This window comes from Rhodococcus baikonurensis (assembly GCF_040489275.1).
Classification (GTDB): domain Bacteria; phylum Actinomycetota; class Actinomycetes; order Mycobacteriales; family Mycobacteriaceae; genus Rhodococcus_F; species Rhodococcus_F baikonurensis.
The window spans coordinates 96,764-118,721 of record NZ_JBEUOQ010000015.1; the positions used below are offsets into that span (position 1 = coordinate 96,764).

25 protein-coding genes are annotated in these 21,958 nt (G+C 61.6%); 15 read left to right on the top strand and 10 right to left on the bottom strand.

All coding sequences use genetic code 11. The features are described 5' to 3' along the window. Positions 1-38 precede the first annotated feature (38 nt). From mbp1 to ABWI03_RS27230, 3 genes are all read left to right on the top strand, one after another. On the top strand, positions 39-275 hold the full coding sequence (gene mbp1 / locus ABWI03_RS27220; RefSeq protein ID WP_003943084.1) for a microaggregate-binding protein 1: 237 nt from the start codon (positions 39-41) through the stop codon (positions 273-275). A gap of 143 nt (positions 276-418) precedes the next feature. Then, complete coding sequence (locus tag ABWI03_RS27225; protein WP_298772854.1) at positions 419-2,587, top strand: catalase; 2,169 nt, start codon at positions 419-421, stop codon at positions 2,585-2,587. Positions 2,588-2,674: 87 nt separating this feature from the next. Then, positions 2,675-2,944 carry a DUF7218 family protein gene (locus ABWI03_RS27230; protein WP_095971744.1) on the top strand — a complete coding sequence of 90 codons (270 nt, stop codon included), beginning with the start codon at positions 2,675-2,677 and terminating at the stop codon, positions 2,942-2,944. Between the two features lie 57 nt (positions 2,945-3,001). On the opposite strand, the gene ABWI03_RS27235 is transcribed toward ABWI03_RS27230, so the two are convergent. Beyond that, positions 3,002-3,307, bottom strand: a complete 306-nt coding sequence (locus ABWI03_RS27235; protein ID WP_298772856.1) for a hypothetical protein — start codon at positions 3,305-3,307, stop codon at positions 3,002-3,004. 160 nt (positions 3,308-3,467) lie between these two features. Here ABWI03_RS27235 and ABWI03_RS27240 point away from each other — a divergent pair, with 160 nt between their 5' ends. The 3 genes from ABWI03_RS27240 to ABWI03_RS27250 all read left to right on the top strand — a co-directional run bounded on the left by ABWI03_RS27240 (position 3,468) and on the right by ABWI03_RS27250 (position 5,782). Further along, positions 3,468-4,616, top strand: a complete 1,149-nt coding sequence (locus ABWI03_RS27240) for a glutamate--cysteine ligase 2 (RefSeq protein ID WP_298772859.1) — start codon at positions 3,468-3,470, stop codon at positions 4,614-4,616. Positions 4,617-4,778: 162 nt separating this feature from the next. After that, a complete protein-coding gene (locus tag ABWI03_RS27245; RefSeq protein ID WP_298772861.1) occupies positions 4,779-5,258 on the top strand; it encodes a hypothetical protein in 480 nt (159 codons plus the stop codon). Then, a complete protein-coding gene (locus ABWI03_RS27250; protein WP_095971748.1) occupies positions 5,255-5,782 on the top strand; it encodes a CinA family protein in 528 nt (175 codons plus the stop codon). The genes ABWI03_RS27245 and ABWI03_RS27250 overlap by 4 nt, the downstream gene beginning before the upstream one ends. Before the next feature lie 8 nt (positions 5,783-5,790). On the opposite strand, the gene ABWI03_RS27255 is transcribed toward ABWI03_RS27250, so the two are convergent. From ABWI03_RS27255 to ABWI03_RS27265, 3 genes are all read right to left on the bottom strand, one after another. After that, positions 5,791-6,006 (bottom strand): hypothetical protein, encoded by a 216-nt coding sequence (locus ABWI03_RS27255; protein WP_235170663.1) that lies wholly within the window; start codon positions 6,004-6,006, stop codon positions 5,791-5,793. A gap of 75 nt (positions 6,007-6,081) precedes the next feature. After that, complete coding sequence (locus tag ABWI03_RS27260; protein WP_166809951.1) at positions 6,082-6,933, bottom strand: PHP domain-containing protein; 852 nt, start codon at positions 6,931-6,933, stop codon at positions 6,082-6,084. 37 nt (positions 6,934-6,970) lie between these two features. Next, entirely contained in the window at positions 6,971-7,669 is a 699-nt protein-coding gene (locus ABWI03_RS27265) for a TetR/AcrR family transcriptional regulator (protein ID WP_240952064.1), read from the bottom strand. A 219-nt stretch (positions 7,670-7,888) separates the two neighbouring features. Here ABWI03_RS27265 and ABWI03_RS27270 point away from each other — a divergent pair, with 219 nt between their 5' ends. The 3 genes from ABWI03_RS27270 (at position 7,889) to ABWI03_RS27280 (ending at position 11,390) form a co-directional block, all read left to right on the top strand. Beyond that, positions 7,889-9,259, top strand: a complete 1,371-nt coding sequence (locus ABWI03_RS27270) for an MFS transporter (RefSeq protein WP_042448184.1) — start codon at positions 7,889-7,891, stop codon at positions 9,257-9,259. A gap of 14 nt (positions 9,260-9,273) precedes the next feature. Continuing rightward, positions 9,274-9,738, top strand: coding sequence for a MaoC family dehydratase (locus ABWI03_RS27275; RefSeq protein WP_200312966.1), 465 nt, complete (start codon positions 9,274-9,276; stop codon positions 9,736-9,738). A gap of 122 nt (positions 9,739-9,860) precedes the next feature. Next, on the top strand, positions 9,861-11,390 hold the full coding sequence (locus ABWI03_RS27280; RefSeq protein WP_387411010.1) for an AMP-binding protein: 1,530 nt from the start codon (positions 9,861-9,863) through the stop codon (positions 11,388-11,390). 7 nt (positions 11,391-11,397) lie between these two features. On the opposite strand, the gene ABWI03_RS27285 is transcribed toward ABWI03_RS27280, so the two are convergent. The 3 genes from ABWI03_RS27285 to ABWI03_RS27295 form a co-directional block, all read right to left on the bottom strand. Continuing rightward, positions 11,398-11,760, bottom strand: coding sequence for a hypothetical protein (locus ABWI03_RS27285; RefSeq protein WP_234036585.1), 363 nt, complete (start codon positions 11,758-11,760; stop codon positions 11,398-11,400). 88 nt (positions 11,761-11,848) lie between these two features. Further along, complete coding sequence (locus ABWI03_RS27290) at positions 11,849-12,151, bottom strand: hypothetical protein (protein ID WP_298772870.1); 303 nt, start codon at positions 12,149-12,151, stop codon at positions 11,849-11,851. A gap of 149 nt (positions 12,152-12,300) precedes the next feature. Beyond that, positions 12,301-13,026 carry a TetR/AcrR family transcriptional regulator gene (locus ABWI03_RS27295; protein WP_166809947.1) on the bottom strand — a complete coding sequence of 242 codons (726 nt, stop codon included), beginning with the start codon at positions 13,024-13,026 and terminating at the stop codon, positions 12,301-12,303. Positions 13,027-13,123: 97 nt separating this feature from the next. Here ABWI03_RS27295 and ABWI03_RS27300 point away from each other — a divergent pair, with 97 nt between their 5' ends. Further along, positions 13,124-13,501, top strand: coding sequence for a VOC family protein (locus tag ABWI03_RS27300; protein ID WP_298772872.1), 378 nt, complete (start codon positions 13,124-13,126; stop codon positions 13,499-13,501). Here the strand turns inward: ABWI03_RS27300 and ABWI03_RS27305 are convergent. Continuing rightward, positions 13,489-15,105: an AraC family transcriptional regulator gene (locus ABWI03_RS27305; protein ID WP_298772874.1), complete on the bottom strand. Its 1,617-nt coding sequence runs from the start codon at positions 15,103-15,105 to the stop codon at positions 13,489-13,491. The genes ABWI03_RS27300 and ABWI03_RS27305 overlap by 13 nt on opposite strands. Before the next feature lie 107 nt (positions 15,106-15,212). On the opposite strand from ABWI03_RS27305, the gene fepB reads away from it, so the two are divergent. The 5 genes from fepB to ABWI03_RS27330 are packed head-to-tail and all read left to right on the top strand — an operon-like array spanning position 15,213 to position 20,071. Next, positions 15,213-16,226, top strand: coding sequence for a Fe2+-enterobactin ABC transporter substrate-binding protein (gene fepB / locus ABWI03_RS27310; RefSeq protein ID WP_166809944.1), 1,014 nt, complete (start codon positions 15,213-15,215; stop codon positions 16,224-16,226). Next, positions 16,219-17,292: a FecCD family ABC transporter permease gene (locus ABWI03_RS27315; RefSeq protein ID WP_435055989.1), complete on the top strand. Its 1,074-nt coding sequence runs from the start codon at positions 16,219-16,221 to the stop codon at positions 17,290-17,292. Before fepB ends, ABWI03_RS27315 begins: the two co-directional genes overlap by 8 nt. 2 nt (positions 17,293-17,294) lie before the next feature. Next, entirely contained in the window at positions 17,295-18,344 is a 1,050-nt protein-coding gene (locus ABWI03_RS27320) for a FecCD family ABC transporter permease (protein ID WP_298772913.1), read from the top strand. A gap of 23 nt (positions 18,345-18,367) precedes the next feature. Beyond that, complete coding sequence (locus ABWI03_RS27325; protein ID WP_298772876.1) at positions 18,368-19,192, top strand: ABC transporter ATP-binding protein; 825 nt, start codon at positions 18,368-18,370, stop codon at positions 19,190-19,192. Positions 19,193-19,213: 21 nt separating this feature from the next. Beyond that, complete coding sequence (locus ABWI03_RS27330; protein ID WP_298772878.1) at positions 19,214-20,071, top strand: siderophore-interacting protein; 858 nt, start codon at positions 19,214-19,216, stop codon at positions 20,069-20,071. Between the two features lie 31 nt (positions 20,072-20,102). Here ABWI03_RS27330 and ABWI03_RS27335 read toward each other — a convergent pair whose 3' ends face one another. Next, positions 20,103-21,311 carry a winged helix DNA-binding domain-containing protein gene (locus ABWI03_RS27335; RefSeq protein ID WP_298772880.1) on the bottom strand — a complete coding sequence of 403 codons (1,209 nt, stop codon included), beginning with the start codon at positions 21,309-21,311 and terminating at the stop codon, positions 20,103-20,105. Beyond that, positions 21,311-21,952, bottom strand: a complete 642-nt coding sequence (locus ABWI03_RS27340; protein ID WP_298772882.1) for a histidine phosphatase family protein — start codon at positions 21,950-21,952, stop codon at positions 21,311-21,313. The genes ABWI03_RS27335 and ABWI03_RS27340 overlap by 1 nt, the downstream gene beginning before the upstream one ends. Positions 21,953-21,958 lie beyond the last annotated feature (6 nt).

The window sequence follows — 21,958 nt, forward strand, 5'->3', positions numbered from 1 at the left end:
AACCCCGAGCGAGAATCCGAACGAATTGGAGGGTCAACGTGCCAGACGACAAGAGCGGCCCCAGCGAGGGCATCAAAGGCGTTGTAGAGGACGTCAAGGGTAAGGCGAAGGAAGCCGTTGGTGCGGTCTCCGGAAACGACAGTTTGACCCGAGAGGGCCGTGCTCAGCAGGACAAAGCCGAAAGCCAGCGAGAAGTCGCGAAGAAAGAGGCAGAAGCCGAGAAGGCTCGCGCTGAAGCGGCCGCGGACGAAGCGCGACAGAAGTCCGAGCAATAGCCCTGACGCACTCGTCGCCCTCGGCCTGGGATTGATCCCAGCCCGGGGGTGAGTCGTGGCTCCGCATTCAGTTTGAAATCTCTACTTACTTAGGGCGTACCAGAATTCGTGCGCCCAGCATGACGATCAAGAGGAGCTGTTCGATGCCTTCATCTCAGTCCGTCCCAGGTGCACCGGCCCCGAAAGCGCCGGACCTGAAAGAGCCGGTCAAGCCTCGACAGCCATTGCCGCCCAAGGACGACCAGCGGCAGCCGGAGGTGCGTACCGTCGCGGGTGCCGAGGAGAAGGTGAAGGGAAACGGTCGCGGCCAGCGGGGGGAGTACCTCACCACTGCAACCGGTACACGGCTTTACGAGACCGACCACTCACTCACCGCAGGCGAGCGGGGCCCGACTCTTCTCCAGGATCACCATCTGCGTGAGAAGATCACACATTTCGATCACGAGCGAATTCCGGAGCGCGTCGTCCACGCTCGCGGTGCGGCCGCGCACGGCACGTTCCTGGCCAATGGTGCAGCCGAAAACATCTGTAAAGCCTCGTTGTTCGCTTCCGGTGCCAGAACCCCGGTATTCGTACGCTTCTCCACAGTTCTGGGTTCACGCGGTTCGGCGGATACCGTCCGAGACACACGCGGCTTCGCCACCAAGTTCTACACCGACGAAGGTGTCTTCGATCTGGTGGGCAACAACATCCCGGTGTTCTTCATTCAGGACGGAATCAAGTTCCCGGACATCATCCATGCCGCTAAACCTCACCCGGACCGGGAGATTCCGCAGGCGCAGAGTGCTCACGACACCTTCTGGGATTTCGTGTCGCTGCACACCGAAGCCACGGCGCACACATTGTGGAACATGTCCGATCGAGGCATCCCGCGCTCCTATCGCATGATGGAGGGCTTCGGCATTCACACGTTCAGGCTCGTGAATGCCGACGGCGAGACGAATCTGGTGAAATTTCACTGGAAGCCGGCCGCTGGAGTGCATTCACTCGTGTGGGAGGAAGCGCAGATCGCCGGCGGTGTGGATCCGGATTTCCATCGCCGCGATCTTGCCGACGCCATCGAGGCGGGCGCATATCCGTCCTGGGATCTGGGCGTGCAGGTGTTCCCCGATACCGCAGACGAAATGTTCGAAGGCATAGATCTTTTGGATCCCACCAAGATCGTGCCCGAAGAACTCGCGCCGGTTCAGGTCATCGGAACGATGACACTCGATGCCAATCCGACGAACTTTTTCGCCGAGACCGAGCAGGTTGCATTCCATCCGGGGCACTTGGTCCCGGGCGTCGACATCACCAACGATCGTCTCCTGCAGGCGCGTTTGTTCTCGTACCTCGACACCCAGATCACGCGACTCGGTGGCCCCAACTTCGACCAGATTCCGATCAACCGTCCTCACTCGCCCGTCAACGACATGCTCCGCGACGGCTTCCATCAGGACGGTGTGCATACCGGAGTCGCGCCGTACCATCCCAATTCGTTGGACGGCGGGTGCCCGTTCCTGGCCTCGGCGGACAGCGCGGCCTACATCGAGGTGCCCGAGGAAGTTTCAGGGCGAAAGGTGAGGCAGGCGCCGGCATCGTTCGACGATCACTTCTCGCAAGCTCGACTCTTCTATCGCAGCCTCTCCCCTGTCGAACAGGAGCACGTCGCGCAGGCGTATACCTTCGAACTGGGCAAGTGCTACGAAGAGAACATCAAGACCCGGAATCTGGGAATCTTGGCAAACATCGACGCGGGTCTCGTGTCGATCGTCGCAGGGGGGCTTGGCCTTCCGGTTCCCGAACCGACGGAGCCGTTGAGTGATCCGGAGCTCAGCCCTGCGCTGTCCCAGGTCGGTGAGGAATGGCCGGTAGACGGAAGGATCATCGCACTACTGGTCGACGAGAACTCCGACCTCGAAACGGTTGTCGCCGTTAGAGACAAGATCTTCGATGCCGGTATGGTGCCGCTGATCCTCGGCCCGCACGGCGGAACCATCGGGGACGGTGACGACGCGGTGACGGTGCAGCGAACGTACCTCACAGCTCGATCGATCGAATTCGACGCAATCCTGCTGAGCGGCGACGTTTCTCGGATCGGCGAGGGCAAGTTGGATCCACGGGTGGAGACTCTGCTGAACGAAATGTATCGTCACAGCAAGGCAATTGGTGGTTGGGGTGAGAGCATGAGTGCGCTGGCCGCCGCCGGTATCGACGAGTCTGCATTGGGAGTCGTGGTCGATGCGGACGCGGAAGGGGCCCTGGCCTCGCTGGCTCAGCTTCTGAAGACGCACCGCGTGTGGGGGCGTTTCGAGGTGCCGCCCACATCCTGAGTGCCGGCGTACGTTCGAACTTGCGGTGTGGCCGAACTGCCAATTCGGCCACACCGCCGGAGTGAAGACGAGTGAAGGGACGAAACAGTGGCTCGCAAGGACTCACAACCTCAACTCAAGGATCAAGAACTCTACGAAGAGCTACGCGAGAAGGGTGATTCCAAGGAGAAAGCGGCCCGAATCTCCAATGCGGCCGCCAATCGAGGGCGGTCGAATGTCGCTAAGTCGGGCGGGCAATCCTCGCCTTATGAGGAGTGGACGGTCGACGAGCTGAAAGAACGCGCCAAGGAACTCGATCTGCACGGCTATTCGAAGCTGAACAAGGGTGAGCTGATCGAGAAACTCCGAAATCACTGAGCTCCATTCTGCTCGAGTCGTATTCTGCTTGTGCAGAATACGACTCGAGCCGTCCGTTCAGTGCCCTTCTTGATCGGAGAGTTCCTGACCTTCCAGTCGCTTGACCCGACGGTGTTCCATCAAGATGGCCAGTGTTCCGACGATGAAGGACACCACGCACACGGCGCCGGCAATGACTGCCCAACCACGAAATCCGTAACCTGCTGCTACCAAGGTTAATCCGAGTGTTGCCAGACCCAGTCCGATCAGCAGGTACCCGGGATAGTTGCGACCGTCGCTGATTGCCTCCCCGACGTGCGATCGATTGGTGTGTTCGTCGTCTACCGGTGAACTCCCGCTTGCGTTTGTCATGGCACACTCCATCCTGAGTTCATGAAGAATTGTGATCCTTCGGCCTGTGGTCGGTTCGCAAGCAACTACCCGATCGGTGGCTGAATGAAACAGTTTGAGTAGTGCCGAAATAGGTAGAAGGACGTACGCTCTAAGTAACGGATGTGGATGGAAACCGGTGCGAGGAAGTCCTATGAATGCGAAGGCGACTCCCGACCTATTTTTGTCAGGTGCACCGACTCTCGGTGTCGAAGAGGAGTTTTTGCTCTGTGATCCGCAGACTGGGCATCCCGCTCCGCGCAACGCCGAGGTGGCTGCCGCGGGGCAAGAACTCGGGATCTCTCTGCAACTCGAACTCACACGTTGTCAGGTGGAGACTTCCACTTCGGTCGGCAGCCATATTCGTGATCTTCGTGATCAACTCTGTGAGTCTCGTGCCCTCACTGCCGAAGCTGCTTCCCGTGTGGGATGTCAACTCATCGCAGTCGGGACGCCGTTCTACGATCCACCGGTCGACGAGATCACGCAGAAGTCGCGATACCAACGAATGGCCGGTCAATTCGGTGCGATCACCGAAGGTGTGATGTGTGGCTGCCATATCCACGTGGGTGTCGAAGATCGAGAACGATCGGTCCAGATCATCAATCATCTGCGTCCGTGGTTACCTACCTTGTTGGCATTGACGGCGAACTCGCCGATCAGTGCCGGACGCGATACCGGTTATGCGAGTTGGCGTTACGTTTTGTTCGGCAGGTGGCCGAGTTCGGGTCCGCCGCCCTTCTTCGAGTCTGTGGGGCACTACGAAGATGCTGTTGCAGCGATGCTGGAGACTGGGGTCATTCTCGATCCGCACATGGTCTATTGGGACGTGCGCATGTCGGATCACCTTCCCACCGTGGAGATTCGGATCAGTGACGTTCCCGCCACCGTGGAGGAGACGATGACTCTGGCCACACTGGTGCAGGCGCTCGTCGGCACCGCATCCGCTGCGATCACCAAAGGTGAGGTTGCGCCTGCCGTCGATCAAGAGCTACTCCGCGCGGCTTGCTGGCGGGCGGCGCGTGACGGACTCGACGGGAGGTCGCTCGACGTCGAATCGGTACGCTTGCTGACTGCGCACCAGGCGGTTCGGCGACTGGTCGATCATGTCGAACCTGCTCTGACCGCATTCGGAGAATTCGAGCAGGTCACGGCTTCCTTGGACAAGGTCTTCAGTAACGGAAACGGAGCGATCGTGCAGCGCCGGCAACTCGCACGCCGGTCACGGGTGGCCGATGTGATCGGCGAGTGCGCCCGACGCACTTTCGATGGGTGCAGTTCGCAAGAGGTCAGTGAGCTGTAGGCAGCCGGGACCTGCAGATAACGGGGCCTACTGGAAACGGGGAGGCGTTGACTTCCAATTTCGTGCCGAGTTCACTGGAAATGAGGACTTGTCGGCTCCCCGTGCAGAAGTCATCCCGTCTGTAGGCCGCGTCGCGAGTTGCAGGATGGCGAAGGGTTGGTCATGAAAAACGAATCTGGCGAGCGGGCGTCCGAGGAACCTCAGTCTGCGCGTGGAGCCGTAGGCTCGCGAGGCACGGGCTCGAATGAACCCGGAGGCGGTCCGGTAGATCGCCCTTCCGGCTCGTTCGACGACGAGGAGACGATCTCGGGGGTGGAAGGAACTGAGACGACTCCTGCCGAGCCCACCGCGTCTGAACCGGCTGTGCCGCCCTACGACGGACGTCAGGAGTCCGCAAAGAAGTCGGCCTTCAAGGAGGCCGAGAGTTCTGGTGGGCCGAATACCGGAGGGGCCGGCGAACCGGTCACCGATTCCGAGTTCAAGGCACCACCGGCGGAAGAGACTGCCGGTGGTCGAACTGCATCCCCCGCGGACGAGCAACCTGCCGCGGAGACCACTGAATCGAATTCCAGCGAAAGCGGAGTGGGGCCGGCACATCAGACCGGCGTAGGGAGGAGCGAAGACAAGAGTGGCAACATATGACTGACGATCCACGTCCCGAAATTCAGTCGAACAAGGACCTCGACGCGCTGTGCCGTCGGCTGGCCACCGTGGTCGAAGAGCGTGGCCTGACAGTCGCCACAGCGGAATCGTTGACTGCCGGGAACATCGCTGCACATCTGGGGAAGGCACCGAACGCGGGATCGTGGTTTTGTGGCGGGATCGTCGCCTATACCCGAGCGGTCAAGCATTCCGTTCTTCATGTTCCTGACGGCCCGGTCGTCTGCGAGGACGCTGCTCGGGTCATGGCACACAGCACTGCCACACTGTTCGGCGCGACGTTGGCACTGGCTGTCACTGGCGAAGCCGGTCCGGATACCCAGGAGAACGTTCCACCGGGAACAGTGTGGTTCGGTGTCGTCGACCATGGGACCGCGGAAACAGAGAAACAGGTTTTCTCAGGTGACCCCGAAGCAGTCCTGGGAGCGACCGTCGAGCATGCGATCCAACTACTTCTGCGTCACGCATCCGGTCGTCACACACCGATTTCGAGAGTTGGGATCTAGTCGACTATTCAACGCTTCGAACGGTTCTTCTTGTGACGACCTGTTTGTTTCGCAGGTGCCTGCGCGATAGGAACCAGATGACCGTCGGCCGTGTATTTTTCGACTACGAGGTTCTTGCTGACTCCTCGGTTGGCATCCACTGCGCAAGTGATTGCTTCCATGTCGGAGTTGAAAGGTTCCTCGGTCGAAGAGCCGTCGGGCATCGTGATCTTGTACCGATCCATACATCGACTATTGCGGGTTGATCCGTCTCCGACAACCCGAGTTCACGGAAAATGTAGGTCTTGGAATCAGGTGGATCAGCGGGTCCAATACTCTTCCGGACGTTGACCCGGACGGAATCCGTAGTGCTCGAGCATCGCTGTCGCTTCCGGGAAGTTGGCTGCCAAAGCTTCGGGCACATGTGCATCGCTGCCGAATGTCACCGCTTTGCCTCCCTCTTCGCTCCACCATTGGGGTATCCAGGGCCACAGCCGACGGGTGTTCATCTCGAGGGCTCGGTCGCTGTTGGCTATGGCGCGCATGGCATTTCGGAATCCCTCTTCGAATCGGCGGGGATCGAACGGTCCCGCACTTTCGGTCGGCCATGCGCGCACCGCGTAGTCGATGTGGGTGAACACTTCGAAGACACGGGAACCCGCGACCATGCGCGGAATCTCTTCGAGGTACGCCCACATGACCTCGTCGGCGTCCCAAATGCGGAACAGAGTGTTCGGTTCACTTCGATCTTCGCCGACTTCGAGCGTGTGCAAGGAACCCAATACTCGGTCGATGACACCGAGATCAAGGAGTTGCGTCGCCTGCGCTTCGTGCAGGTGCGGTTGCCCGAACTCGACTCCGGTGAGAATCTGCAATTCAGGAAAACGGTGTCGACATCGTTCGATGCTGTCGAGATAGCCGTCGAGGTCGAGGATCGGTACGCGGACGTAGCCGTCGGTGCTCAGCAGATGAATTTGATGGGGCATCAGATCTGCGGCGGTTGTGCGCCAACGAGCATCGAAGTCGAGATGTTCGGTGAACACCAACGCGGACAATCCGATTGCTTCGGCACGCGCGCAAGTCTGTTGCATTCGCCCGGAAGCGTCGGACTGTGGTCCGCCGGTGTCCCACGACCACTCGCTGTGAACATGGCTGTCCGCGGGTAGGTGCATGTTCAGTGCGTACCACAGCCCGGGAGTTCTGGTGTGATTACGGTTCGGACCGGCGCACGAAGTCGCTCTGTGCGTGGGTGCCCCAAATTTCAGAGGACTGAGTCTCGGGCTCGCTGTCCAGCTTTCGAACGTCGTGAATGAATTCCACGCCGTTCAGTTCGTCAGACGGAACCGACAGAAGCTTGCACGTCGTGCTCACGAAGAATCGTTGTACATCTTCCAACTCGAGGCGCCCACCGGGCCGGTACCAGTGCGCGACCCCGGTGCACATCTCGAGTATCGCGAGTCGACTCAAGGCCAGATCTTCGATGTCGAAGGCTCCCACGCGTTGGCCGCGTTCGAGGATCTGTCCGAAAAGAAGCTCGTACTCGTCGCGCAGCGTCTGCAACTCGATTCTGTTGTCGCCGGTCAACCCGCGCATCTCGTACTCGGCGACGCGGGCAGTCAGTTGGTTGACGGCGGTAATGCCGACGTGTGAGGACACCAAGCCGGCGAGCTGGACTACGGGATCGGCGCTGCGACGCATGGCCCGCTCTCCCGACTGCGTCAGCTCGTCGAGGCACGACCGAATGATCGAAGCCAACAGTGATTCTTTGCTGCCGACGTAGTGATAGAGCGTTGCCGAGTTGATGCCGGCTTCTGCTCCGAGTTCACGAATGCCGGTGGCGGCGAACCCTTTCGTCGCGAACAGCGTGACTGCCGCCCGTTGAACGCGCCCCAGGTCCATGATCCTCATTTCGGTTGGTTGCCCAATCATGCTAGCATCGCCGCCGAAATCGACTGACCGTCAATCAGTTGATTGATAGCTGTTCATATACTGGCGAATTGCGTCTCGACTAATCAATCGATCGATTGAAAAAAGCTTGACTGTGCCCTGGGTCACTGCATAGTCTCCTTGTCGAGCCTCCCTCTCGGTGCGAGAGCTAACAGGGCACTCCATACAAGGAGCAATGACATGAACGACGCGAATCCTCCATCTCCCGCAACTGTCGACAGGCCTGCCCTGCGGCGTGTGGCGGGATCGGTTCTGGTTGGCACCACGATCGAGTGGTACGACTTTCAGATCTACGGCGCATCCGCCGCGCTGGTCTTTGCGCCACTGTTCTTTTCGGGTGCAGATCCCGCGCTCGCGACGATTCTCTCGTTCGCCACCTTCGCGGTCGGCTTCCTGGCGCGGCCGCTCGGGGGCGTTGTGATGGGCCACTTCGGTGACCGCATCGGACGCAAGAAGGTCCTGGTTCTTGCACTTCTCTTGATGGGAGCCGCGACGTTCCTGGTCGGCGTCCTTCCGACCTCCGCCCAGATCGGCGTGTGGGCCCCGATTCTTCTCGTATTGCTGAGACTGATTCAAGGCTTCGGCGTCGGCGGTGAGTGGGGCGGTGCAGTTCTGACTGCTGTGGAATACGCACCCAAGAATCGCCGCGGCTTCTACGGCAGCATGCCGCAGGTCGGTGTGCCGGCCGGCCTTCTGCTGGCGACGGCCGTCATGTTCGGCACCAAGGCGCTCACCGGAGACCAATTCCTGGTGTGGGGGTGGAGAATTCCCTTCCTGCTGAGTATCGCGTTGGTTGCCGTGGGACTTTACATTCGCACCGCGTTGGAAGAGACACCTGCGTTCGCTCGCGTGAAGCAGCAGAACACCGCGGTCAAGATTCCGATGGTCGACGCGTTCAAGAACTATCCTCGTCAAATCATTCTTGCCGCAGGTTCGATGATAAGCACGGGTGCTTACTTCTACATCCTCAACACCTACAGCCTGACATACGCCGATCAGTTCGATCTGCTGTCCGGAAACCTCATGCTCGGCGCCGTCATGGTGTCCGCGCTCGTTGCAGTCATCTTCATTCCGATCTTCGGCCAACTGTCCGAGAAATTCGGCCGACGCCGGATCCTGATGGTCGGAATCACCGGCATGGGAGTGTGGGTCTTCGTTGCATTCGCCGCGATAGATACCGGCAACTTCTGGATCACCACCGGCGCATTGGCAGTCGGCGCATTCATGCTCAGCATTTCGTACGGGCCGCAGGCGACGTTCATCGCCGAATTGTTCGACGCACGGGTGCGGTACAGCGCAGCGTCCATCGCTTTTCAGATCGGGGTGCTCTTGGGTGGTGCAATCGCGCCGATGGTTGCCGCCATGTTGGTTCGCGCAACCGGAGGATCGTTTGCGGTCGCTGTGTATATCGCTGCCCTGTCGGTTATTTCGCTGATCAGCGTCTACTTCGTCCGTGACACCGACCTCGACGAAGGAAGTCGCGACATGTACATCGATGACAACGGGGCGTATCTGCCGCCGGTCGATCAGCGCTCAACGGTTGTCAACTAATAGAGGAAACTTCAATGATCACAAAGAGTTTCGAAGAGATCTCTGTCGGAGACATTGCGGTAACGGACCCGCGAGTCGTCACCGAAGACTATGTGCGAAGTTTCGCCGACCTCACCTGGGACCGCCATCCTCTTCACCTCGACCCCGACTACGCGCAGCAGACGCGCTTCGGTCGACAGATCGCCCACGGTGCTCTCATGTTGTCCACCTTGCTCGGCCTGGTGGAGTTGGATCCCCGGTATCTGCAGTGCTTCTATGGGCTCGACCAGGTCAGATTCCACAGGCCGACCTACCTCGGTGACTCGGTGCATGCGGTGTCGGAAGTGCTGTCGGTGCGCCCGCGCTCGGACGGTGAGACCGCGATCGTGACGTCGAAAGGTTCACTCGTCAACCAAGACGGAGACCTTGTCTTCTCCGGCGAATTCTCTTTCCTGGTGGGCGAGACCCATTCCCTCGACCTCGAAGTGGGTGTTCGGTGAGTTCTCGGCAGCATATGCCATGGTGGCAGGACCTCGAAGCAGAACACTTCGAATGGACTGTGCCAGAGCAATTCAACATCGCGCACGCATGTGTCGATGTGCAGAATCCAGATGATCCAGCCTTGGTCGTAGACACCGCTGGACACTGGACTCGGTACACATTCGGTGAAGTTGCCACGAGAAGCCGAAAGTTCGCAACCGTGCTCGCGGACCTCGGCCTTGTCTCAGGGGACCGCGTCGGTGTGATGGTCCCACAGGGGATCGAGGTTCTCGCGACACATCTGGGCGCCTTCCGATCCGGAATGGTCACCGTTCCGCTTTCGGTCAAGTTCGGCGCGGATGCGCTAGTCCATCGAATGCGTGACTCCGGTGCAAAGGTTCTTGTGATCGACAAGGACTGTTACGAACGAGTCGTCGACGGAATCAGCGACATCCCTGGCCTCGAAGCCGTAATCGTTGTCGGAGAGTTCGATCAGCAGTTTCATCCGACGCCCGTTCAACTCCTCGATTTCCACAACCTCGTCGACAATGCCGCAGAAAGCGCGGAATTGGCAGCGACGGGCCCCGATTCACACGCCATCATCATCTACACCTCGGGAACGACCGGTAATCCGAAAGGTGCGCTCCACGGGCACCGAATCCTCCTGGCGCACATGCCCGGTGTGCGGACGGCGTTCGACAATGCTCCCCAGCGGGGAGACGTCTTCTGGACGCCGGCAGACTGGGCCTGGATCGGTGGTCTGTTCGACGTACTGTTCCCCGCACTTGCGTTGGGGTGTCCCGTGGTCGCGACGCCCGACAAATTCACGCCGGCGCGTGCGGTCGAGATACTGAGCCGTCACAAGGTGACGGGCGCCTTCATTCCGCCCACCGCGCTCAAGCAGATGCGAAGTATCGGCATCGACAAGACTGCTGCGCGTGGTATTCAGTTGCGGGCATTGGGAACTGGTGGCGAGGCGCTCGGTGACGCCCTGCAAGCCTGGGTGGCGAGCACGTTCGGCGTAGATGTCAACGAGTTCTACGGGCAGACAGAAATGAATCTGACCATCGGGACTTCACGTTCGAGGTGGAACCCCGCCAGCGGTTCGATGGGTCGGGCCTTTCCCGGCTTCGAGATCACCCTGCGGGATCCGTTCGGCGAGCCGGTCGAGGTGGGACAGGTAGGTGAAATCTGTGTGAAGGCAGGCAATCCCGGACAGTTCCTCGGCTATTGGAACCAACCGTCGAAGACCGATGAAAAGGTGTACGACGGTTGGATTCACACTGGCGATCTGGGTCGAACCGATGACGCCGGGAACTTCTGGTACCAGGGACGCGCAGATGACGTCATTTCGTCCGCCGGGTACCGAATCGGTCCCGGAGAGATCGAGGAGTGCCTGCTCTCGCACGACGAGGTAGCCATGGCCGGTGTCATCGGTGTGCCGGATCCGTTGCGAGGGGAAGCTGTTCATGCTTTTGTCGTTCTGTCCGAAGGAACGGAGTCTTCGGAAGAGCTTCGCCAAGAGTTGCAGACCCACGTGAAAAGTCGCCTTGCTTTCTATCAGTATCCCAGGCAGATCACGTTCATCGACAGCTTGCCGCTCACCACCACCGGCAAGATACTGCGACGGGAACTCCGAACATTGGCCACGCACGCCAACGGTCTCGGCTAGCGGACGCCTACATGTTAGGTAGGACCACGACGAAGAACCAACCGCTCAGGGCAAGACCGATGACGCCGGTGAAGAGGCCGACTATTGCATCCCAGGGCAGCTGGCGGGCATTCGAGAGCAGATGCCCGCCAGACTTCTTCGGGTGACGTCGGAGCGCGAAGATTCCTGTTGTAATCGCGCCCGCCCCGAGCAGGATGCCGAAACCGAAAGCCCAGAACAGGAGTACCGACAGCGCGCCGAGCATCTCCGACCGCTCACTCCAGCGTGCGATGCGCTGTGTTTCGGTGGGCGGAGGCCACTTGTGTGAAGGCGACAGAGCTGCTCCGAAACGGCGGGTGTGACGACGAATTGACTGGTCGCTGAGAAACATTGTCCACCACGCCTGGAGTTGAGTCGATGTGCCGCTGGTATCTACTCGTCTACCCCGTCTTCGCGGATATATGCCGCTGAATTCGGGGCTAGGTGGTCGTCGCTTCTTCCCAGGAATTTCCGTTCCACACAATGGCGACGGGGTACTCGTTGTTCACGCCGTCTTCCCAATAGTCGATGATGCCGTGTCGCTCTGATTCGAGTTCGATCCAGCCGATGCTGAATCCCCCGCGGAGGATGCGTTGGGCTCGTCGGTGGATCTCGTCCAGCGAACTGCAGAGCCCTCGAACTCGGGGCTCGATCCAGTCCGCGGAGGGATCGAGGATGGTGATCTCCAGGATGCTCGCGTCGCTCAGCGGAATCTCGATCAGAAGCTCGCCGGAATCCCGCACCTCTCGGGTCGACCGATTCTCATAGGCGTGCAACAGCTCTCGCGATTCGAATAACGAAGGTTTCCCACCGAACCGTCGAGACCAAGCGAAGCGCTGCACGGACATATTGTCACCCACGAATTGCAAGAATGTCATTCGATCTGAACGAGTCATTCGATGTGAACAAGCCCCTCGAGAGCGTCCAGTACCCGGTCGAGCCCGAACTCCCACGCCGCCTCGGGGCTGTACGGGGTGTTCTTCGCTTCTCCCGCCGCGCCGCCGACGCGCTGAGCCAACGGGAAGTCGTCGCCGAGGTAAGCGGCCAGGCGTTGGTTCCAGGAGGACCACACCTCGGCCATGTCGGCTGCGCGAGGGTCGGGGCGCCGTGCTTGCGCCGAGGATCGGGCGAAGTCGGCGACAAATGTCAGGGCGGAGTCCCGGTCGATGTCGGTCAGTCCCGTGCGGTCGAACGCGTGAAGTTCGTGGTCGTACTTCGCGATAGTTCCCGGACCCAACGCGGAGCGCTGATCGGTGATGTCGAGGAGCCACCAATGCTCCGCATAGAGGGCAAGTTCTTCCTCTGCGACCCGACGAACGCGTTGGCGCCACGTCAGGTTTCCGTACGGCAGACGTGGGCTGTTCGCGTGTACGGCGTCGACCATGAGCACCAGCAGATCGTCGCGGGATCCGACGTGGGTGTAGAGCGCCATTCCCGAGATGCCGAGGTCGGTGGCCAAGCGACGCACGGTCACGGCGTCGAGGCCGTCGGTGTTCGCGACGGAGATGGCGACGTCGACCGCCTGTGAGGTGGTGACCTTCGCGCGCGGGCCACGGGCGCCACCCTTCGGTGCCAGGGGGTGATCGCGCCAGAGTAGGTCGATCAGTTCGCGTGCCATCAGTCGTCTCCAGAAATCGGGAATACCTCAACGGTGGTATACCTTATACGGTGCATACTGTATGCACTGCACAAGGTTTATGATCATGGAGGCCACGATGAAAATCACCAGCACTGCTCTGTCCTTGAACGTCACCGACACGGACGCCTCGGCCCACTTCGCGAAAACTCATTTCGGTTTCACCGAGGCCATGGCCGACGACGGCTTCGTTTCCCTGAATCATCCGGATACCGGGGTCAACGTGGTCTTCCTGCGCACCGGGCTCGGGACGTTCAAGCCCGACTTCGTCGCAGGTCCGGCCGGCCAGGGCATGCTCATCGCATTCGTGGTCGATGACGTCGACGCGGAGTTCACCCGCATCGCCGCCGAAGGCGCCTCCGTCGTCACCGAGCCGGAGACCGAACCGTGGGGCGAGCGCTACTGCCAGTTCGTCGATCCCAACGGCATCGTGTGGCAACTCGTTCAGTGGATGTGAGGAACCCGCGTGCTCGGCTCGGCGGCGCGCGGCACCGAACGTAACCAGAGGGCGCGTTCGACGGACTGGGCTTGGAAGCGCTGCGGTGAGATTCCGTGCGCAGTGCGAAACGCTCGGCTGAACGCGGGCAGGTGCCCGTAACCCAGGTTCCTCGACACCGTGCCGGGTGCAATCCCGAGTTGTAGTTGGGTGCGTGCCTGGGTCATCCGAGAAAGGGATCGCCATTGCGGATACGTGGTGCCGGTCTCGGTCCGGAACTCCCGGCGCAGCCTGGCCGCGTCGGTGCCGAACTCCTGGGCCCACTCCTCCAGAGTGCGAGGGTCGGCCGGCCGGGCTGCGATTGTCGCTGCCAGTCGCGTGGCAATCGAATCGGCATTGCCCTCGTTTGAAACCGATTGCGCGAGTGGCCCGGTGGCGATGATGTCGAACACCGCGGTGCTGTCGTGGCCACGCGGGCGCAGGGGTGTGTAGGCGGCGACGAAAGTGTGCAGCAATGCCAACTCGTCATCGGGGGAGAATTGGACGGTCTCGAGAGCGTCGGCAGATACGGTCGACCCGTTCGAGGCACGGAAGCCGAGCGGGAGCAGCAGTGATCCGGACGGAACTGTGACTGTATTGCGAACGCCTGCAGGCAGAATCATGGCCTCGCCGGTGTGCAGTTCCCAGCTGCGGTGGGCGACATCCACCCGGGCTCGCCCTCGGTAGACCCACACTGCAACGTGGGCTCCGTTGACGCGCGGCCACGTCGCGTTGGCCGGTATCGGTGGCGCGGTCTCGCCGGGTCGTCTGGACTCTGCGAGCATCCGGACCAAGGCCTGGTCATCGTCGGTTCGCGTACTGCGATCGGACGGACCGGAGAGGGCCCGTCGGCGATAGTCGCTCGGGCTCTCTCCCATCTGGGCTCGGAAGGCGCGAGTGAATCCGCTGCCCGTTTCGAACCCGACTTCGTTTGCTATCCAACTGATCTCGCGGTCTTGCTTCAGGTATTCCAACGAGGCGGCGATCCGCGCTCGAAGTCGCCAGCGGGTGAAGGTGAGGCCGGTCTCCACCACGAAGTACCGCTGGAGCGTCCGAGTGCTGATCCCGGCGCGCTTCGCGAATTGTCCTTCGGTGTCGTCGGTGCCAGGTGTTCGCAAGAGGGCGTGCGCGATTTCGAACGCTTCCCGTGAGTGCGGCAATCGCGGCAGCGACGTGGACCCGTCGTCTGCCCGGGCGATCATCTCGAAGAGAGACGCCGGTTTTGCCGCGTCCCCGCGTAGATAGCCCAGATTGTGAACGAACTCGTGGATCAGTCGGTCTTCCCAGCCGGGCGGAACGCGCAGCCGTGTCACGGTGGCCGGTCCGTCGGTGACGCCGTCCGAGGGTGGGAGCAGGATGGGAAACGCGACGGAATCCGAGTCCGTCTCCATTGCGTATCGTGCGCCCGCCGGGATCCACAGCAACTCGCCTGCCGGCACCTCGTAGACGGTTGATCCGGTCCTGACACGTCCGCTGCCTGCAAGAACCCAGAACAGTAAGGGTGAGCGGCCCGTGCTGGGCTCGGTGCGGCCGGCACGGATCGGGCCCATGTAGATCTGGTCCGACCTTCCCGATAGTGGTAACACGTTGGCGCTCCTGGACAACCCTTGCTACTTAAGTATGGCTAACTTTACCTCCGGTCCGTCTGCGTTCGCAGCGGCGCACCCTCGTACCTTCAGAAAGCCACATACTCATGCGCAGATCTCTACGTCCGACGGCGGCAGTACTCGCCGCGGTCGTCGCCCTCGCTCTTGCCGGCTGCTCGAATTCGTCCGGTAGTGACACCGGAAACGAGGGCAACCAGACAACCTCCGGGTCCACCGAGGGATGGCCACGCACCGTCGAGCACGGCGGCCGCAGTACCGAGATCACCGCAAAGCCGACTCGGATCGTCTCCACCTCGCCGTCGTTGACCGGCACACTGCTTGCGATCGGTGCTCCGGTGGTCGCGAGTGCGGCGACAACGCCGTCGGGAATGACCGACAGCCAGGGGTTCTTCTCCCAGTGGTCGGGCGTGGCAGCTGATCGTGGCGTCGAGGTGCTCTACCGAAATCTCGAGCTGGACCTCGACGCAATCGAGACCTTCGAGCCCGATCTGATCATCGGGTCCGCCAACGGCGGCGACTCGACGCTCGACGCCTACGCGCAGCTGAGCGACATCGCACCCACCGTACTTCTCGACTACGGCGCCAGTTCCTGGGAGGAGCTCGCAGATCAGCTCGGGACCGTCACCGGACTCGAGAGCGAGGCCGCCGAGACCGTCGACGAATACGACAGCTGGGTCACCACCCAAGCCGCGAAGATCACGCTTCCCGAGCAGCCGGTGACGGCACTGGTCTACATGGGTGCCGACGGTGTCTGGACGTTCCGAGCCGACAGCCCGCAGGGCAATCTGCTGGCCTCGCTCGGCTTTACCTATGCCGAGCCTGCCGAGCAGTTCGTCGCGCCGGACAAGCGGGGAGCCTCCGGCGTCGCGATCGTCAGCTCCGAGAACATGTCTGCCGCACTCGACGGTTCGCAGACGCTGTTCGCCGTCTCGATGGGACCCAAGGACGTGGAGAAGCAACTTGCCGCCGATCCGCTTCTAGCCAATCAACCTGCGGTCAAGGGTGATCGGGTCTACGCGATGGGTACGGCGGCTTTCCGTCTCGACTACTTCAGTGCAAAGCAGACAGTCGAGTCGCTGGTGTCCACGTTCGGTGGATGACCGCGTGGGTATTTCTGCACCGTCCCGGACTGCACCGCCCCGGACCGAAGCGCCGCTGCGGTCCGGGACGGCCGCGCGTGCGGGGTTGTTGGTCGTCGTCTCCATCGTCGTGATCGTGCTGGCATCCGTCGGAGGACTCGTCCTCGGCTCACGCAACATTCCCGTCTCCACGGTGCTCGACGCAGTTCTTTCCTACGACGCCGGTAACAACGAGCACTTGATCGTGATCGAATCACGTTTGCCTCGAACAATTCTCGGGCTGGTGGTCGGGTCTGCGCTCGGACTGGCCGGTGCGCTGATGCAGTCGATCACCCGCAACCCTCTGGCCGATCCGGGGCTACTCGGTGTGAACGCCGGAGCGTCAGCGGCAGTCGTGATTGCGATTGCTTATCTGGGGGTGACTTCGGTCGGCGGTTATCTGTGGTTCGCGCTGGCCGGCGCGGCCGTAGCCTCGGTGGGGGTGTACATGTTGGGGTCTGCGCATCGCAGCGCCGCGACCCCAGCGCGCATGGCGCTTGCCGGTGCCGCTGTGGCAACGGCGATCACGGCGCTCACCAGCATGGTTCTCATCAGCAACGAGGCCGCATTCAATCAGTTCCGATTCTGGGCAGTGGGTTCGTTGCAGGGGCGCGGCGGAGACGTGATCGTCACCGTCCTTCCCTTCGTCATCGTCGGTATCGGGTTGTCGTTATTGCTGATTCGTCCACTCAATGCGATCGCGCTCGGTGAGGACGTCGCGAAAGGTCTTGGCGCGCGCACCGGACCCGCTCGGGTCGGGTCCGCTGTCGCAGTCATCCTGCTGGCAGGGGCCGCCACCGCGGCGGCCGGACCGCTCGGATTCGTGGGGCTGGCCGCGCCGCACATCGTGCGGGGCGTCGTCGGACCGGATCTGCGGTTGCTGCTGCCATGTGTGCTCGTCGTCGCTCCGGCATTTCTGCTCTTGGCCGACGTTCTCGGTCGCGTTGCCACCGCGCCGGGAGATCTGCAGACGGGGATCGCGGTGGCAGTGCTCGGTGGTCCGCTATTTGTTGCGCTCGTTCGCTCGCGGCGAGTGGCGTCACTGTGAACATGATTGCCGCGCAGCCGGTCCCACCGCTGTTTCGAGGCTGGGTGGTTCGAATCGGCTCGTGGTCGTGGCGAATAGTTCCGCGAGTGCTGTTCGTAGCCATGACAATCAGTGCTGCACTTCTAGCCCTTTCCTTGGTCACGCTGATGTACGGAACCTTGGATCTGTCCTTGGGTGACGTGTGGCGCGCACTGCAGGGCGAAGGCACGCCAGCGGCGGTTCGGTCTGTCCAGAACCGCCGGCTGCCGCGGCTGATCACGGCGATCGGAGTGGGCGGAAGCCTTGGTGTGGCCGGCGCGGTTTTCCAGACGCTTTCGCGCAATGTACTCGGCTCGCCGGACATCATCGGTTTCACCACCGGCGCTGCGACTGCGGCGGTGGTTCAAATCGTGTTCTTCGGCGGCGGGGTCCTGCAGACCGCGAGTGCCGCTGTTCTCGGCGGCATGCTGACCGCATTGCTCGTGTACGCGCTCGCTCGCAAAGACGGAGTCAGCGGCGGTCTTCGACTTGTCCTGGTCGGCATCGGCGTGGGCGCGATGCTGAGTGCCGTGATGTCGTTCCTGGTGGTGCGCGCGGATATCGACGACGCCACCGTGGTGCAGCAGTGGACGGCAGGTTCGCTGACCGGGCGCGGTTGGCCACACGCGGTCAGCGTTGCGATCGCCGTCGGTGTTCTCGTTCCTGCTCTCGTCGTGGTGTCCAGGCGCGTCACCATGATGGAGATGGGTGACGACGCAGCGTCCTCACTCGGAATTTCCTTGGAGCGATACCGATTTGCCGGCATCCTACTTGCGGTCGCGCTCACCGGAGCAGCGACAGCAGCTACCGGCCCCATCGCTTTCGTCGCGCTCGCAGCTCCCCAGATCGCACGACGATTGGCACGGCGCAGCGGTGTTCTTGTCGCGACCTCCTTCCTGCTCGGCGCTGTTCTGCTGGCGGGTGCCGACCTGATCGCGCAAGCGGTCGAGGTCGGTCTCCGCACTCCGGTCGGTCTTGTCACCAGTCTGCTCGGTGGTGCCTATCTGATCTGGCTGCTGGCCCGTCAGGCCTGAAAACTTTGCTACGAAAGAGATCAATGACTACAGCTACGCCAGTGCCGCGGCTCCACGCCGAGAAGATCGAACTCCGTTACGCCGATCGAACCATCGTGGACGAGTTGACTCTCGAAATCCCCGACGGCGGGTTCACCGTGGTCGTCGGACCGAACGGGTGCGGCAAGTCGACATTGTTGCGTGCGCTCGGCAGAATGCTCGCACCTCGATCGGGTCGGGTTGTGCTCGACGGTAACGATATTCGGTCCTACCGAACCAAGGACGTCGCTCGCCGAATCGCTCTGTTGCCGCAGTCCCCGCTTTCGCCCGGCGCGATCAGTGTCGCAGACCTGGTCTCCCGCGGCCGTTATCCGTATCAGAGCATGCTGCGCCAATGGTCGCCCGAAGACGAGCGCGTCGTCTCCGAAGCGCTGACCGAGGTCGGAATGCGATATGCAGCAGATCAATTGGTGGACGAACTGAGTGGTGGACAACGTCAGCGGGTGTGGATAGCCATGACCCTCGCGCAGCGTACTCCGGTGCTGTTGCTCGACGAACCGACCACTTTTCTCGACATCGCCCACCAGATCGAAGTTCTCGACCTGTGTTCCCAACTTCATCAGTCCGGTCGAACATTGGTGGCAGTCCTCCACGACCTGAACCTCGCGGCCAGATATGCCACGCATGTAGTCGCGATGCGGTCCGGAAAAATAGTCATGCAGGGCAGTGCCTCGGAGGTTTTCACCCCCGAGTTGCTGCGCGAAGTGTTCGACCTCGAGGCTCTTGTCCTCGAAGATCCGGAAACCGGACGGCCACTTGTTGTTCCGCGTGACCACAGACCTGTCAGTCAGCTACCCGTCCAAAACTGAAACCACGATCAGGAGAAATCGATGACAACCTCACCTCGCCCCGAAGAAGCCCGAAACGAAGAAAATTCGTCCTCTGCGTCGGTGAACGCGCCACGCGGCGAAGACCACGACCGTGGCCTCAACGACGTGGTCGCTGTCGTGGAACGCGTCGAACGGCCGACCGAGAGCATCTCGCGCATCACCGTCCACTTGACTTCGTCGGCGGAAGACCCGAATTGGTTGCGTCCCAACGTCGCATTCCGCATCCAGCTCGGTCCGAAGTTCGGCGACGTCTCTCGCGTCTACACCGTGCGCACCTTCGACGCGTCGAGCGGTTCGATGACCTTCGACGTAGTGCTGCACGGCCACACCAGTCCGATGATGAAGTGGGCAGCCGACATTCGTGTGGGTGACTCGTTCTCGCTCACCGGTCCCCGCCCGCACTTCCTCGTTCCCGAGGTCGCTGGTCGCCGCGTCGCGCTGTTCGCCGACGACACCGCGATACCTGCCCTCTATTCGATCCTGCTACAGTGGCCGGAAGGACTGACCGGCGTCGGTTGGGTAGCCACCGGTGACGCAGGGGCTTTCGCGGAACTGCCCGTGATTCCCGGCCTGGAGTTGCACCACGTGGAAGGGCGTCTCGCCGAGCACGCTCTCGAACTCGAGAACCCAGGAGACTACGCAGTGTGGGGAGCCGGGGAGCGCGATGAGATGCGTTCCATCCGAGCGCATTTCCGTAAGACCATCGGCCTGACGAAGGACAACGTGGTTGTCTTCGGGTACTGGAAGCGCGGAGTGAGCACCACCGAGATCGATCAGAATCGACTTCGGAATTACACGAGCATCCTCGAAAATGGCGGCACACTTGCGGATATCGACGATCTGGCAATCGGGATCTGACGTTATTTGTGGTTCGCGACTTTCGCTGCGGTCATCGGCGCCTCGTGCCGGCGGAAGGTTCTGGAACGTCTTGCTTCATTGCTTGTGAGACATACCCGGTACCGATTTTGACGCCGCCGAGCCAGTCGGTGAGTCGGGCCGCCTCGGCCTCCAGAGAGCGCCGCGCAGACGCTGACACGGGTTCGATGAGGCGCAGGTGGACGGCCCCGGCTTCGTCCTGGATCCAGCAGCCCACGACGCGGCCGTCGACCCATGCGCTGGTACCGGCGTTGCCGCGGGTGTCGAAGAGTTGGTTGCGGTGCGGTCCGAGATAGAAGTCGCGGCCCTTCCAGCCCATGATCGTCGGGTCGAGCACGGGCAGGAGCGCCACCCAAGGACCTGGATCCGCTACCTCCGCGACGTCGTTCGGCAGCAACCAGCCCGTGCCACCGCCGTCGAGTGTGACTGCAACGGCATCGAGTTCGGCGAGGGCAGCCCGGACGACCGTCTTCGTCGAGCCCAACCACCAGACGATGGCGTCTTCCGTCCCCGGCCCGAAGGTGTAGAGCCAGCGTCGGACTATTTCTCGGTATCCGTCTGCGGGTTCGACGTCAACGGATTCGAGAGCGACCGGGGCGTCGTCGAGCCAGTGCCCAGTGAGAGTCCACAGTGGGCGCGAGGTGGGGAAGCGTCCGGTGTTGGTGCCGCGCATGATGTCTGCGGTGGCCCCGAGATGAGTGAGAACCCTGGGTGCCGACCAGATTTCACCTGCCGAACCCTCGACCTTCACATCGATCATCGGCACCGCCTGACGGACGTCGACTGCTGAAAGCCCTTCAGGCGCATCGGCCAGCAGTGACAGTACCTCGGAGCGTGCGCGATCGAGCCAGTCGTTGCCGTCGACGGCGAGTCCGGCTTTGACTACGTCCTTGGACATTCGAGCACGCTCGGTGTTGGCGACCCGGGCGGACGCACTCGACCACGCGGCCGGCAGCAAGTCTCGGGGAAAAGTGAAGAGTGTGCGGCGCATTGCCAATTGCTTCACGAGGCTTCGCTGCTCGTACAGGGCGCGGTCGACGTCGGCGGCGTCCAACGACCGAACCCTCGCCCAGCAGGACAGGTAGACCGTCGCCGACTCGGTGGCGTGAAGCACTGTCATGGCCTTGGTCGCAGCTTCGGGAGAATCGACGAGGAATGCGGGAGCCAGCGCATGACGTATGCCCATGCGTGCACGGCGTTCGTCGTCGGAGACATGGCGCATCAGGACATCGTGCCACAGTCCAGGTGGGACGTATCGGCTAGTTGCGCGAGGGTTCGGTTGCGCCAGTAGTCGTCGTGTCGGAGATGGGTGATTGCACCGGGTGTGGTCGCGAAGGTTGCAAACCCTGTGGCTTCGACGGGGATCTGCAACCAGGCGGAGATGACGAATGTGTGTGCAAAGCCGTGTGTTACGACGATGTGATCGTGGTCGAGGTCGGTCATCAATTCGTGAACGCATTCGCCGACCCTCGACGCGATTTCGCGGCGGGTCTCGGCACCGGCGACGGGGCCACGGTGATCGAGGCGGTTGTCGTCGGGAGCCGGAACCTGCCGCTGGGCCAGCCAGGAGTTCGGTCGCCCTTCCGCTTCTCCGAAGCTGATTTCGCGCAATCGAGAATCTGTTGTCGCCGGAACTTCGAGTGTCCGGGCGATGATTGCGGATGTCTCAGAGCATCGTTCGAGGTCGGACGAGGTGATGCGGATCGGGCGCGAAGTTCCTGTGCGTCGACGTTTCAACTCTTCGGCGATCAATTCTGCATCGCGCCTGCCGGCGGGCGTGAGAACCGAATTGTGCCAACCCCCGACCACATCCCTTGCGGTGTGTTCGGCATGAGGATGAGTGACGACGTAAAGATCCTGCACGAGTCC